Consider the following 12,895-nt stretch of genomic DNA (forward strand, 5'->3'; position numbering starts at 1 on the left):
AGGTCGCCCACCGTGTGCAGCCCGAGCTTGGCGAGCTTCTTGGCGGCGCCCGTGACCGTCCCGCACGACGCCGTGGTGCGACCGCTGCCGTACCTGGACCAGGACCTGGCCAAGCACGTCCCGGGCGCCGCCAAGAAGCTCGCCAAGCTCGGGCTGCACACGGTGGGCGACCTGCTGCGCTACTACCCCCGCCGGTACTCCCGCTGGGGCGACCCGGCGACGATCGGGCACCTGCGCGTCGGGGAGCACGTGACGGTGGACGGCACGGTCGACCGCTCGACGACGCGCACGATGCGCTCGCGGGGCGGCGTGATCCTCGAGGTGGTGGTGCGCAACGGGCGGCAGACCCTGCTCCTGACCTGGTTCGCGAAGCACCCCGGCGCGCTGCGGCACTTCGAGCAGCAGCTGAAGCCGGGCACGACCGGCCTGTTCTCGGGCACGGTCAAGGAGTACCGCGGCCAGCTCCAGCTGCTGCACCCCGAGTTCGAGATCGACGACCCGATGTCGTTCGAGGACGAGGCCCAGCGGCTGGTCGAGTCGCAGCGGCCCCGGCCGGTCTACGGCCTGACCGCGGGCCTGAAGAACGAGGCGGTGGTCGCCGCGCTGGAGACGGTGCGCCGCACGCTCACCGCCGAGGACCTCCCGGACCCGCTGCCCGACGAGGTGCGCGGCGCGATGCCGGGGATCCTGGACGCGCTCCAGGGGGTGCACCACCCCCTGGACGACACGGAGCGCAGGCGGGCGCAGGACCGGCTGCGGTTCGAGGAGGCGTTCGTCCTGCAGGCCGAGCTCGCCCGCCGCAAGGCCCGGTACGCGGCGCAGGCGGCGGTCGCCCGGCCGGCCCGCGCCGGCGGGCTGCTGGACGCGTTCGACGCGCGGCTGCCGTTCGAGCTGACGGGCGGCCAGCGGGAGATCGGCGCCCAGATCGCGGCGGAGCTCGCGGCCGACAGCCCGATGCAGCGGCTGCTGCAGGGCGAGGTCGGCTCGGGCAAGACGGTGGTGGCCGCGCGCGCGATGCTCCAGGTGGTCGACGCAGGCGGCCAGGCGGCGCTGCTCGCGCCGACCGAGGTGCTGGCGGCGCAGCACGCCCGCACGCTGCAGGCCCTGCTGGGCGACCTGGCGGAGGCCGGGATGCTCGGCGGGGCGGAGGTGGCGACGCGGGTGGCGCTGCTGACCGGCTCGCAGGGCTCGGCGGCGCGGCGGCGGACGCTCGGCGAGATCGCGGGCGGGGCCGCGGGGATCGTGGTCGGCACGCACGCGCTGCTGTCCGAGCACGTGCAGTTCGCGGACCTCGGCCTCGTGGTGGTGGACGAGCAGCACCGGTTCGGCGTGGAGCAGCGCGACGTGCTGCGCGCGAAGGCCGGCGGCGTGCCGCACCTGCTCGTGATGACGGCGACGCCGATCCCGCGGACCGTCGCGATGACCGTGTTCGGCGACCTGGAGACGTCGACGCTGCGCGAGGTGCCGCGGGGGCGCGCGGAGGTCGTGACGCACGTGGTCCCGGCGGACAAGCCCGCCTGGCTCGAGCGCACGTGGCAGCGCATCCGCGAGGAGGTCGACCGCGGCGGGCGGGCCTACGTGGTGTGCGCGCGGATCGACGCCGACGCGAAGAAGACGGACGTCGACGGCGCGGACCTGGTGACCGACGTCCCCGAGGAGGACGGTGACGCGCGCCCGCAGCGCCCGCTGCACGCGGTCGTGGAGGTCGCGGAGCAGCTGCGTGGCACGGCGGCGCTGCGCGGGCTCGCCGTGGGCGAGCTGCACGGCCGCATGGGCCCGGAGGAGAAGGACCGGGCGCTCGCGGACTTCGCCTCCGGCGCGGTGCCGGTGCTGGTGTCCACCACGGTGATCGAGGTCGGCGTCGACGTGCCGGACGCGACGGTGATGGTCGTGCTCGACGCGGACCGGTTCGGCATCTCCCAGCTGCACCAGCTGCGCGGGCGGATCGGCCGCGGGTCGCGGCCGGGCGTCTGCCTGCTGGTCGCGGAGGCGCCGCCCGGCACGGACGCGGCCACCCGGCTCGGGAAGCTGGCGGAGACCCGCGACGGCTTCGAGCTCGCGGCGGTGGACCTGGCGCTGCGCCGCGAGGGCGACGTGCTCGGGGCGGCGCAGTCGGGCGGCAGCTCGTCGCTCCGGCTGCTCCAGGTCACCGAGCACGCCGACGTGATCGAGCGCGCGCGGGTCGCGGCGCGCGAGCTCGTGGACGCGGACCCGGACCTGGCCGCGCACCCGGCGCTGGCCGAGGCGATCCGGCAGATGCTCGCGGGGGAGCGCGAGGAGTTCCTCGACCGGACCTGAGGACGGGCCGTCGGTCCCGGCGGGCGGCCCAGCCGCGGTGCGTACGCTGCTCCCCGTGTCGAAGCAGCCCGTGATCCGTGCCGTCGATCTGCTCGTCGGGTACGGCGGGGAGCCCGTGTGCGCCCCGGTCTCGTTCACCCTCCCGCCCGGGAAGGCCCTCGCGCTGGTGGGCGCGAACGGCTCCGGCAAGTCGACGGTGCTCCGGGCCGTGCTCGGCCTGCTCGAGCCGGTCGGCGGACGGGTGGAGGTGCTCGGCCGCACGGTGGACGAGCGCGAGGTCGGGTTCCGCGCCCGGGTGTCCAGCGTGCTGGACGACGACGCGTACTTCCCGGCGCTCACGGTCGCCGAGCACCTGTACCTGACGGCCCGCGGGCACGGGGTGCAGGGCGCGGACGCCGTGGTGGGCGAGCTGCTCGACGAGTTCGGCCTGGCGGAGCACGCCGCGGCGCTGCCCGTCGCGCTGTCCTCGGGCCAGCGGCGCCGCCTGCTGCTCGCCGCCGGCCTGGTCCGGCCGCGGTCGCTGCTGGTGCTCGACGAGCCCGAGCAGCGGCTGGACGTCGCGATGCGCGACCACCTGGCGCAGCGGCTGCTGGACGAGAAGCGCGCCGGCGGCTCGGTGCTGCTGGCCACGCACGACCCCGAGCTGCTGCGCGTGGTGGCGGACCGCGCGGTGCTGGTCGCGGACGACCAGTCCCGCCTGCTCAGCACCGCGGACGCCGTCGAGGCGCTGCGGCCGGGCGTGCTGTGAGCCGCCGCGGCCCGGCGCGCCCCCCGCAGGACCACGGCGCCGACGACCTCGCCGCCGGACCCGACCCGTTCGCCGCCGCCCCCGACAGCGCCGGCGCAGCCCCCGCGGCGACCGGCTGGGACGACGTCCCCGCGCCCGCCGTGGCCCCGACGGACGGCCGCACGCCGGTCCCCGGCGCCCGGTCGATCCGCCGGTACACCGCGCAGGTGGCCCGCCGCCGGTCGGGTGCGGGCATCGGCGAGGTGCTCGGCGACGTGTACTACGCGGTGGTCACCTCGGCGATCGGCCTGGGCGTGGCGCTGGGCCTCGCGGGCCAGCTCCGCACCACGCTGCCGCACGTGCCCGACGAGGCGCTGCGGTCGGGCATCAGCCTGCCGACGGTCGTGGCGGTCGCGGCGTTCGTGGTGGCGGGCGTGGTGCTGTCGCTCAGCGCCCGGCTCGGGCCGGTGGGCGCGGGCGGCGCGGAGGCGACCTGGTGGCTCGGCATGCCGGTGGACCGCCGCGGCCTGCTCCGCCCGGCGTCGCTCCGGCTGCCGATCGCGTCCGGCCTGATCGGCGGCGTGGTGCTCGCGCTGCTGGACGGCGGTCTGCTCGCGGACCACGGCGTGGGCCACGTGCTGCGGCTCGGCGGGACGGCGGCGCTGGTGTGCGCCGGGCTGGCGCTGCTGGCCGGGCACCTGCAGAGCTGGGGGGTGCCGCGCCGGGCGACGGCGCTCGCGGGCGACGTCGTGATCGGGGTGGCGCCGGTGCTGGCGCTGGTCGCGGCGCTCGCCGGCTGGCGGGTCGCGGCGCTGCCGGACGTGCCCTGGTGGGTGCTGGCCCTGCTCGCGGTGGCGGTCGCCGGCGCGTGGTGGTGGCTCGACACCCGGCTGGGCCGGATCCGCGGGCGCGACCTGCGGGAGAGCGGCTCGGTCGCCACGCAGGCCGCCGGTGCGCTCGTGTCGATGGACTCGCGCGAGCTGGGCCGGGCGCTCTCGGACTCGGCCGCGCGGCCGCGGCGGCGCCGGGTGCGCCGGATGCGGCTGGTCCGCGGGCCGGTGTCTGCGGTGGTGGTCGCGGACGTGACGGTGCTGCTGCGCTCGCCGCGGCACCTGGTGCAGCTGGTGGTGTCGGCGCTGGTGCCGGTGGTCGTGGTGATCACCCCGCAGCTCGCGGGCGTCGTCGGCGTGATCCTGGCCGTCCTGGTCAGCGGCTACGTCGGCATGCTGGCGACGGGGGAGGGCGCGCGCCGCGCGGAGATGGCGCCGATCGTCGACCGGCTGCTGCCGATGTCCGCGAAGGGCGTGCGCCGTGCGCGGCTGATCGTGCCGGGGGTGGCGATGCTGCTGTGGTCGGCCGCGGCCTTCGCGGCGGTCGGCCGCTGGGAGGGCGAGGTCGCGCCGTGGCTGCTGCTCGGCGTGGTGTCGGCGCCGGTGTGGGCGGGTGCGGCGCTGCGTGCCGCGTACCGGCCGTCGCCGAACTGGGAGGGCCCGCTGGTGGCGACGCCGATGGGCGCGCTGCCCGGCGGCGTGGCGGCCGTGCTGTCCCGCGGCCCGGACGTCGCCGTGCTCGGCATGGTGCCGGTGGTGCTGTCGGTCGCGCTGGGCACGGTGCTGCCGCAGGTCGTGGTGGTGCAGGCCGCGGTGTCGGCGATCGCGCTCCTCGTCGGGTCGAGCACCAGCACGAAGACGATGATGGAGCGCATGACGGACATGCAGGAGACCGCGGAGGCCGAGAAGAAGCGGGCCGGCCGGTGACCCGGGTCGTCGCGGGCTCGGTCGGCGGGCGCACGCTCGCGGTGCCGCCGTCGGGGACCCGCCCGACGAGCGAGCGGGTGCGGGAGGCGCTGTTCTCCCGGCTCGAGCACCTGGACGCCGTCGAGGACGCGCGGGTGCTGGACGGGTACGCCGGCTCGGGCGCGCTGGGCCTGGAGGCGGCGAGCCGCGGGGCCGCGCACGTGGTCCTGGTCGAGTGGGGGAAGGCCGCCGCGGAGGTCTGCCGGAGGAACGTCGCGGCGCTGGGCCTGCGGGACCGGGTGGACGTGGTGCGCGAGCGGGTCGAGGCGTACGTCGCCCGCCCGGTCGCCGCGCCGTGGGACCTGGTCCTGCTGGACCCGCCGTACGACGTCCCGGACGCGACGCTGGCCGAGGTGCTGGCGGCGCTGGTGCCGGCGCTGACCGTCGAGTCGGTGGTGGTCGTGGAGCGGTCCACCCGCAGCGCGGCACCGCCGTGGCCCGAGGGGATGCACGGGTTCGACACCCGGGCGTACGGCGAGACGGCGGTGCACCTCGGCGCCCGCAGCCCCCTCGACGACCCGGCGTCCGACGCGCCCGGGGACGCCGCCGTCGAGGGCGCCCGGGGCTGACGGCGTAGATTCGGCTGCGTGGTTCTCGCGGTCTGCCCCGGCTCCTTCGACCCCTTCACGCTCGGCCACCTGGACGTGGTGCGCCGCGCCCGGCGCCTCGCCGACGAGGTGGTCGTGCTCGTCGCGCACAACGCCGCCAAGCGGCCGCTGCTCGACGTCGACGCGCGCGTGGCGCTGATCGAGGACGCGGTCGCCGGCCTGCCGGGGGTGCGCGTCACCTCCTCCGCCGGGCTGCTGGCGGACGAGCTGCGCGCGCTCGGCGCGGACCTGGTGGTCAAGGGCCTGCGCGGCGGCGCGGACTTCGACGCCGAGCTCCCGATGGCGCTGATGAACCGGCACCTGTCCGGCGTGGAGACGGCGTTCGTCGTCGGCGACCCCTCCCTGTCGCACGTGGCGTCGTCGCTGGTGAAGGACGTGGCCCGGCACGGCGGCCCGATCGACGACCTGGTGACGCCGGCGGTGGCCGCGGCCGTCCGCGCGGCGCTGAGCACCCCCACGACGGCCGACGGGAGCCCCGCATGACCGAGCCGACCACCACCGGGCCGCAGGGCCGTCCCGAGGGCCTGACGGCCGTCCTGGACGCGCTGGAGCAGGCCGTGCAGGCCGCGCGCGCCGTGCCGATGTCCGCCTCCGTGCTGGTGAGCCGGGCGGAGCTGCTGGACCTGGTCGAGCAGGCCCGTGCCGCGCTGCCGACGCAGATCGGGCGGGCCGACGAGGTGCTGGCCGCCGCGGACGCCGAGCGCGCCGCCGCCCGCGCCGACGCGGAGCGGATCGAGGCGCAGGCGCGGCGCCGCGCCGCGGAGCTCGTCGAGCAGGAGTCCGTGGTCGCGCAGGCGGCCCGGCGTGCGGCCGAGATCGTCCGCGAGGCCGAGGAGACGGCCCGCGCGCTGCGCCGGGACGCGGACGACTACTGCGACCGCCGGCTCGCGGACTTCGAGATCGACCTGGGCAAGGTGCTCACCCAGGTGCAGGCCGGTCGCGCGAAGCTCGCGGACCGGCTGGACGACGGCGAGGGCTGACCGACCGGGTGTGACCCAGGCCGCCCGCCGGGCGATTGGGCGGACCGGGGCCCGTGCCGTAGGATCGACCGTTGGTCCCGCCGGTCATCGCAGGGACCGAGACCCCTCACGACAGGAACAGGGACAGTGGAGCGCGCCAACCACCTCGATCCCCGCTCGCCGTTCGTGCTCGACACCCACGAGCTCGGCCGACGTCCGGGATCGATGCGGCGTACCCGCGTCACGGTGCCGGCTCCGGGGGACCTCGGTACCGACGTGATCGGCGTCCCCGTCGGCGACGACGTCGAGCTGGACCTCCAGCTCGAGGCCGTCATGGAGGGGGTGTTCGTCTCCGGCTCCGTGCGGGCCCGGGCGGTCGGGGAGTGCGTGCGCTGCCTGGACGAGGTGGTCGAGGATCTCGACGTCCGCGTCCAGGAGCTGTTCGTCTACCCCGGTCGCGCGGAGGTCGCCAAGGAGAACGGCGACGACGAGGAGGACCTCCCCGAGCTCGACGGCGACCTGGTCGACGTGGAGCCCCTGGTTCGGGACGCGGTCGTGACTGCGCTACCGTTCCAGCCGTTGTGCCGGGACGACTGCCCCGGGCTGTGCTCCATCTGCGGGGCGCACCTCGCGGACGACCCGCAGCATTCCCATGAGACCCTTGATCCTCGGTGGGCCGCCCTCGGTGGCCTGCAGAGCACGCTTGACGAGAAGAGAGAGAGCTAGCCGTGGCTGTTCCGAAGCGCAAGATGTCGCGCAGCAACACCCGTGCGCGTCGGTCGCAGTGGAAGACCACTGCCACGACGCTCAGCACCTGCCCGCAGTGCAAGTCGGACATGCGCCCGCACCAGGCGTGCCCGACGTGCGGCGCCTACGCCGGTCGGCGCTACGCCGAGGCGATGCGGACCGAGCACGCCGGCTGAGCCGACGCGCCGCAGGCCGAGCGCCCCGGTGACGCACCGGAGGGCGCGGGCCGCCGCACGATGAGCACCACCGCAGCACAGCTCGCCCAGCAGCTCGGGGTCCACCTGGACCCCGAGCTGCTGGTGCTGGCGCTCACGCACCGCTCCTTCGCCCACGAGGCGGGCGGCATCCCGACCAACGAGCGGCTGGAGTTCCTCGGGGACACCGTGCTCGGCCTGGTCGTCACCGAGGACCTGTACCGCCGGCACCCCGGTCAGTCCGAGGGCGAGCTCGCGAAGATGCGCGCGGCGACCGTGTCGCAGCGCGCCCTCGCCGAGGTGGCCCGGGCGCTGGACCTGGGGTCCTACGTGCTGCTCGGCAAGGGGGAGCTCGCCACGGGCGGGCGGGACAAGGACTCGATCCTGTCCGACACCCTCGAGGCGCTGTTCGGCGCCGTCTACCTGTCCCACGGGCTCGAGGTGTCCCGCGGCATCGTCATGCGCCTGGTCGGCCCGCGGCTGGCCCAGGCGGCCGACCTGGGCGCGGGCCTGGACTGGAAGACGAGCCTGCAGGAGCTGACCGCGACGCTCGGCATGGGCGCCCCGACCTACCAGGTCACCAGCGCCGGCCCCGACCACGCCCGCGTGTTCACGGCCGAGGCCGTGGTCGCCGGCGACGTGTACGGCACCGGGACCGGGACCGCCAAGAAGCTCGCGGAGCAGCGGGCGGCCGAGCTGGCCTACACCGCGCTGAGCGCAGGGACCGGGTCGGACGGGGCCGCGGCCTCCGCAGCCGGGGCCGCCGCTCCCGGCCGGTCCGCCGCCGACGGCGAGCCGGCAGCCGCCGACGCGCTGGCCGCGCCCGCCGCGGACTGACGTCGGCGTGCCCGAGCTGCCCGAGGTCGAGACCGTCCGGGACGGGCTCGAGCGCCACGTCGTCGGCCGCGCCGTCCGCGCGGTCGAGGTCCGGCGCCCCTACAGCGTCCGCCGCCACCTGGCCGGCCCCGACGACCTCGCGGGCCGCCTCGCCGGTCGCACGCTGACCGCGGCCGCGCGGCGCGGCAAGTTCCTCTGGCTCCCGCTCGACCACCCCGGCGCGGCCGGCGCCACGCCCGACGACGCGCTGCTCGCGCACCTCGGCATGAGCGGCCAGCTGCTGGTCCGGGGCACGCCCGCCGACGTCGAGCAGGGCGGCGAGCACACCCATCTGCGGGTCCGGCTGCTCCTCGACGACGGCGGGGCGCTCGACTTCGTGGACCAGCGGACCTTCGGGCACCTGTCGGTCGTCGACCTGCTGCCGACGCCGGACGCGCGCCCGGGCGGTGCCGGCTCGCCGCTGCCGCTGGTGCCGGCCTCGGTGGCGCACATCGGCCGGGACCTGCTGGACCCGGCCGTCGACCGCGAGGCCGTGGCGCGGGCGATCCGCCGCCGCCGGACGCAGGTCAAGCGCGCCGTGCTGGACCAGACGGTGGTCTCCGGGGTCGGCAACATCTACGCGGACGAGGGCCTGTGGCGCGCGCGGGTCCACCCCGCGACGCCGACGGCCGACCTCGACCAGGCGACCGCGCTGCGGGTGCTGGACGGCGTGGCCGGGGTGATGACCGACGCGCTGGCGCAGGGCGGGACGAGCTTCGACGCCCTCTACGTCAACGTGAACGGCGCCTCCGGCTACTTCGACCGGTCGCTCGCGGTCTACGGGCAGGCGGGCGAGCCGTGCCCCCGCTGCGGGACGCCGGTGGTGCGGGAGCCGTTCATGAACCGCTCGTCCCACTTCTGCCCGGTGTGCCAGCCGGCCCCGGCCGGCTGACGGCCCGCCCGCGGCCGGCGCTCAGGCCGCCAGCGCCCGCAGCTCCGCCGCGACGTCGGCGGTGACGGCCTCCGGCCATGGGTAGCGCCGCGCCGCCGACCCGAGCGCCCAGCCGTCGAGCGCCAGCGCCGCCACCAGGGCGCGGTCGGTCAGGTCCTCGCCGCGCGCCACCGGGGACGTCTCCCGGGTCGCCTCGACGGCCCCGGGCGCCACCTCGACACCGGTCAGCGCGAGGAACCGCACCATCGCCACGACCCGCTCCGAGCTCGCGCAGGCAGCCAGCAGCTCCGGCAGCTCGGGCTCGTCGTGCGCGGGCAGCAGCTCGTCGAACGCCTGCTCGGCGATCCGCCCGACCAGCGCGTCGACGAGCTCCTGCACCGAGCCGTGCATGCTGAGGATCCAGTCCGGGTCGCGGCCGCTCTCCTCGGCGACCCGGTCCAGCGTCAGCGCCCCGGTGCCGCCCGCGCGCACCAGCCGCAGCACGGCGTCGGTCAGCGGGGACGCGTCGCGGAACGGCTCGGCCTCGAGCTCGAGGTCCAGGTTCGACGCGCACTGGTGGGGCGCCGGCAGCCCGGCGTACGCGGCGACCGCCGACAGCGCGCGGCCCCACCAGCCGTCGTCCGGCGGGTGCACCTCGGCGAGGAACCCGAGCAGGCAGCCGTCGACGGCCAGGGCGGCGACCGTCTCGCGCGGGTCCGCCCCGCCGGGCTCGCCCGGCGCGACGGGCAGCAGGTCGGCACGATCGAGCAGGGTGGGCGCGGGGGAGGTCATCGGGTGCTCCTCTCTCGGGGAGCAGTCCACTGTACCAACCGGACGGTCGGCGCTCAGCGGCGCACGACGTTCCGCATCGGCTCGCCGCGCTCGAAGGCCCCGATGTTGTCGGTCAGCAGGGTGTCCGCGCCCACCGGCCGGCCGCCCGCCGCGTGCGGGGTGATCAGGATGCGCGGCTCGTCCCACAGCGGGGAGGTCGGCGGCAGCGGCTCCGTCCGGAACACGTCCAGCGCGGCACCGGCGATCCGCCCGTCCCGCACGGCCGCGAGCAGCGCCTCCTCGTCCAGGGTCGAGCCGCGCCCGACGTTGACCACCCACGCGTGCCGGGGCAGCCGGGCGAACACCGCGGCGTCGAGCGCCCGCCGGGTCGCGGCCGTGGACGGCAGGATGCCGATGAGGACGTCGGTCCCGGGCAGCGCCTGCGGCACCTCGTCCGGCGCGATCACCGGGTAGCCCGCGCGCTCCCCGGCCCGGGAGGCGACGCCGACGACCTGCGCACCGAGCACGGTGAGCAGCGGCGCGAGCCGGGCCGCGATCGAGCCGAAACCCCAGATCAGCACGCGGGCGCCGGACAGCGACCGGAACTCCCCGCCCTCGTGCGGCAGCTGCTGCATCCCGCCGAGCTCGGCCGCCCAGCGGTGCTCGTCCTGCGCGCGCACCAGCTCCGGCAGCCGCCGCGCGGCCGCCAGGACCAGCGCGAGGGTGTGCTCGGCGACCGGCCCGTCGTGCAGGCCCCGGCCCGAGGTGATCTGCACGTGCGGCGCGAACCCCGCGGCCAGCACCGCGTCCGGGCCGGCCGCCAGCGTCTGCACCCAGCGCAGCCGGCCCATCCGGCGCGCGGCGTCGGCGAGCTGGGCGGTGGGGTTGCCCCACGCGACCAGGGCGTCGGCGTCCACCAGCTCCTCGGGGACCGGCCGCTCGACGTCGTACGTCGCGGTGCGTACACCGTCGGGAACCGCGGGGGACAGGGCGATCGAGGAGGGGAGGAGCACCGTCGTCATGGACGCGAGCGTGGCGCACACGGCGCCCCCGCGCCAGGTGACGCGCGCGCCCGGGCGGCGTCCCGGGGGCGAAGTCGCAGGCCCCGGTGCGCCGGTGCCCGGCCGGGACGCGCGGCTGGATACGATGACCGCGTGTCCGCCACGAACAGCGCAGTCCAGCCGGCCCGCTCCGGGGAGATCTTGGTGATGATCGTCGACGACCACGAGGTCGTGCGGCGGGGCATCGCCGAGGTGGTCGAGCGCGCCGACGGCATGAAGGTCGTCGCCGAGGCCGGGTCCGTCGCCGACGGCGTGCGCCGCGCCGGCCTCGTGCACCCCGACGTCCTGCTCGTCGACCTGCAGCTGCCGGACGGCACCGGCATCGACCTGATGACCCAGGTGCGGGCCACGCTGCCCACCGCCCGGGCCATCGTCCTCACGTCGTTCGACGACGACGACGCGCTGGCCGCGGCCCTCGAGGCGGGCGCGGCCGCCTACCTGCTCAAGAGCGTCCGGGGCGCGGAGATCACCGACGTCGTGCGCGCGGTCGCCGCGGGCCGCACCCTGCTGGACGAGCGCACGGTCACCCGACGCCGCGCCGGCCACGAGGACCCGACCGAGAACCTCACGCCGAGCGAGCTCAAGGTCCTCGACCTGATCGGCGACGGGCTGTCGAACCGGGAGATCGCCGAGCGGCTCGGCGTCGCCGAGAAGACCGTGAAGAACCACATCACGTCGCTGCTGGCCAAGATGGGCCTGCAGCGCCGCACCCAGGTGGCGGCCTGGGTCGCCGCCCGCCGGCACTCGGGCTGGCGCGCGGAGACCCACCAGCCCTGAGGTCGTCGGGGTCCCTTCGGAGGGCTCCGGATGGCGCGTGGTGCCCCGGGTCCCGGGCCGGCGGCTCGGGACGTGCCGGCGATCGACGGCGTGCCGCGACCGAGAGGACGTACTCCCAGGACGTGCCCTCGCCCCTAGGACGTCCCCGCCTCAGAACGGGGGTGGTGCGTCGTGAGGGTCGGCCGTGGCGTCGTGGCACTGCCCCGTGCCGGGCCGGGTCAGGTACCGGTGGCCGGTGGGGGTGATCCACTCGAAGAGCCCGGGTTGGATCTGGCGCAGCCGGAACCCGCCGTCGGTCTTGAGGCGGTGGTGGCGGTGGCAGAGCGGTCCGAGGTTGTCGGCGTCGGTGCGGCCCGGGGGTGTGTCGGGGTCGGCGCCGGGTCGGGGGTGGTACTCCTCGGTGTGGTCGAGGTCGCAGCCGCAGGCCGGGACCGTGCAGCCGGGTGCGGCGCAGGTCCCGTCGCGGGTCCGGACGAGCTCGTCGAGGGCGGCGGGTGGTCGGTATCTCTCGCGTCCGACGTCCAGGACGCGGTCGGTGAGGGGGTCGGTGACCACGCGCTGCCAGATGCCGCCGGCGGCGAGGGCGCGGGCGGTCACGGCGTCGACGGGTCCGTGCCCGTCGAGGTGGGCGGGTTGGTCGTCCAGGCCGAGCAGGGTGGAGGCGGGGATGGTGATCCGGACCTGGGCGCCGGGGCGACCCGAGCAGCGCGCGCAACCACGCCGCGCGGGTGCGGCTGCGGCGGGTCCGGGCGCGGTCGCGGCGGGGCCGGGTGCGGTCGCGACGGGGCCGGGCGCGAGCGCCGGCGCGGTGGCTCCGGGCGGTGCGCTGGGCGCGGTGGCTCCGGGCGGTGCGCGGTGGCGACGGTGGCGACGCTCTGCGCGTCGGGCGCGTCGGGGACGGTCGACGTGCTGGCCGCGTTGTCCGCGCTGGTGACGGTCAGCGCGCTGGCCGCGCTGGGCGCGGTGGCGACGGTCGGTGCGTCGGGCGCGTCGGCGGCGGTGCCCGTCCCGGTACCGGTTGCGGTCCCGGCGGCGGTGGCGGTCCCGGTCGGTGCCGGGGGCGCTCCTGGCGGCGACGTGGTGTCGTGGTGGCCGGGCGCGGGGTGCGTGGTGGCCTCGCCGAGCGGGACGAGGGTGGCGATCGGGGTCGGCTCGACCGGGGGTGCGAGGACCGGGCCGTCCCGGTCGGTGAACGTCGCCCCGTTCCACG

15 protein-coding genes are annotated in these 12,895 nt (G+C 76.9%); 12 read left to right on the top strand and 3 right to left on the bottom strand.

Features of this window, described 5'->3' with window-relative positions; translation table 11 throughout:
- The first annotated feature begins 51 nt into the window (after nt 1–51).
- From MHY85_RS17295 to mutM, 10 genes are all read left to right on the top strand, one after another.
- A complete protein-coding gene (locus tag MHY85_RS17295) occupies nt 52–2,298 on the top strand; it encodes an ATP-dependent DNA helicase RecG (protein WP_308191421.1) in 2,247 nt (748 codons plus the stop codon).
- A 55-nt stretch (nt 2,299–2,353) separates the two neighbouring features.
- The gene (locus MHY85_RS17300; protein ID WP_239198670.1) at nt 2,354–3,046 is read left to right on the top strand and encodes an ABC transporter ATP-binding protein; all 693 of its coding nucleotides are present in this window, start codon (nt 2,354–2,356) and stop codon (nt 3,044–3,046) included.
- Complete coding sequence (locus MHY85_RS17305; protein ID WP_239198673.1) at nt 3,043–4,782, top strand: DUF6297 family protein; 1,740 nt, start codon at nt 3,043–3,045, stop codon at nt 4,780–4,782. The genes MHY85_RS17300 and MHY85_RS17305 overlap by 4 nt, the downstream gene beginning before the upstream one ends.
- The gene (rsmD, locus tag MHY85_RS17310) at nt 4,779–5,390 is read left to right on the top strand and encodes a 16S rRNA (guanine(966)-N(2))-methyltransferase RsmD (protein WP_239198675.1); all 612 of its coding nucleotides are present in this window, start codon (nt 4,779–4,781) and stop codon (nt 5,388–5,390) included. The genes MHY85_RS17305 and rsmD overlap by 4 nt, the downstream gene beginning before the upstream one ends.
- Before the next feature lie 18 nt (nt 5,391–5,408).
- On the top strand, nt 5,409–5,912 hold the full coding sequence (gene coaD / locus MHY85_RS17315) for a pantetheine-phosphate adenylyltransferase (RefSeq protein ID WP_239198676.1): 504 nt from the start codon (nt 5,409–5,411) through the stop codon (nt 5,910–5,912).
- Nucleotides 5,909–6,409 carry a hypothetical protein gene (locus MHY85_RS17320; RefSeq protein WP_239198677.1) on the top strand — a complete coding sequence of 167 codons (501 nt, stop codon included), beginning with the start codon at nt 5,909–5,911 and terminating at the stop codon, nt 6,407–6,409. The genes coaD and MHY85_RS17320 overlap by 4 nt, the downstream gene beginning before the upstream one ends.
- A 126-nt stretch (nt 6,410–6,535) precedes the next feature.
- Nucleotides 6,536–7,114 (top strand): DUF177 domain-containing protein, encoded by a 579-nt coding sequence (locus tag MHY85_RS17325; RefSeq protein WP_239198679.1) that lies wholly within the window; start codon nt 6,536–6,538, stop codon nt 7,112–7,114.
- A 2-nt stretch (nt 7,115–7,116) separates the two neighbouring features.
- On the top strand, nt 7,117–7,311 hold the full coding sequence (gene rpmF / locus MHY85_RS17330; RefSeq protein ID WP_146839392.1) for a 50S ribosomal protein L32: 195 nt from the start codon (nt 7,117–7,119) through the stop codon (nt 7,309–7,311).
- 60 nt (nt 7,312–7,371) lie between these two features.
- Nucleotides 7,372–8,166 (top strand): ribonuclease III, encoded by a 795-nt coding sequence (rnc, locus tag MHY85_RS17335; RefSeq protein ID WP_239198681.1) that lies wholly within the window; start codon nt 7,372–7,374, stop codon nt 8,164–8,166.
- A gap of 7 nt (nt 8,167–8,173) precedes the next feature.
- The gene (mutM, locus tag MHY85_RS17340; protein ID WP_239198683.1) at nt 8,174–9,097 is read left to right on the top strand and encodes a bifunctional DNA-formamidopyrimidine glycosylase/DNA-(apurinic or apyrimidinic site) lyase; all 924 of its coding nucleotides are present in this window, start codon (nt 8,174–8,176) and stop codon (nt 9,095–9,097) included.
- Nucleotides 9,098–9,118: 21 nt separating this feature from the next.
- Here mutM and MHY85_RS17345 read toward each other — a convergent pair whose 3' ends face one another.
- Entirely contained in the window at nt 9,119–9,868 is a 750-nt protein-coding gene (locus MHY85_RS17345; RefSeq protein ID WP_239198685.1) for a hypothetical protein, read from the bottom strand.
- A gap of 53 nt (nt 9,869–9,921) precedes the next feature.
- Complete coding sequence (locus MHY85_RS17350; RefSeq protein ID WP_239198687.1) at nt 9,922–10,869, bottom strand: phosphoglycerate dehydrogenase; 948 nt, start codon at nt 10,867–10,869, stop codon at nt 9,922–9,924.
- 186 nt (nt 10,870–11,055) lie between these two features.
- Here MHY85_RS17350 and MHY85_RS17355 point away from each other — a divergent pair, with 186 nt between their 5' ends.
- Nucleotides 11,056–11,685, top strand: a complete 630-nt coding sequence (locus tag MHY85_RS17355; protein ID WP_239198695.1) for a response regulator transcription factor — start codon at nt 11,056–11,058, stop codon at nt 11,683–11,685.
- Nucleotides 11,686–11,835: 150 nt separating this feature from the next.
- Here MHY85_RS17355 and MHY85_RS17360 read toward each other — a convergent pair whose 3' ends face one another.
- Nucleotides 11,836–12,282 (bottom strand): HNH endonuclease signature motif containing protein, encoded by a 447-nt coding sequence (locus tag MHY85_RS17360; protein WP_239198689.1) that lies wholly within the window; start codon nt 12,280–12,282, stop codon nt 11,836–11,838.
- 267 nt (nt 12,283–12,549) lie between these two features.
- On the opposite strand from MHY85_RS17360, the gene MHY85_RS17370 reads away from it, so the two are divergent.
- Nucleotides 12,550–12,895, top strand: a 346-nt coding sequence (locus MHY85_RS17370) for a hypothetical protein (protein ID WP_239198698.1), incomplete at its 3' end; no start/stop codon positions are given.

This window comes from Cellulomonas sp. ACRRI (assembly GCF_022346185.1).
Classification (GTDB): Bacteria; Actinomycetota; Actinomycetes; order Actinomycetales; family Cellulomonadaceae; genus Cellulomonas.

What these genes read in the sequence shown, in the direction of transcription:
- MHY85_RS17320 (WP_239198677.1), top strand. Translation starts at nt 5,909, where the DNA reads ATGACCGAGCCGACCACCACCGGGCCGCAGGGCCGTCCCGAGGGCCTG.
- rnc (WP_239198681.1), top strand. Translation starts at nt 7,372, where the DNA reads ATGAGCACCACCGCAGCACAGCTCGCCCAGCAGCTCGGGGTCCACCTG.
- MHY85_RS17345 (WP_239198685.1), bottom strand. Translation starts at nt 9,868, where the DNA reads ATGACCTCCCCCGCGCCCACCCTGCTCGATCGTGCCGACCTGCTGCCC.
- MHY85_RS17350 (WP_239198687.1), bottom strand. Translation starts at nt 10,869, where the DNA reads ATGACGACGGTGCTCCTCCCCTCCTCGATCGCCCTGTCCCCCGCGGTT.
- MHY85_RS17355 (WP_239198695.1), top strand. Translation starts at nt 11,056, where the DNA reads ATGATCGTCGACGACCACGAGGTCGTGCGGCGGGGCATCGCCGAGGTG.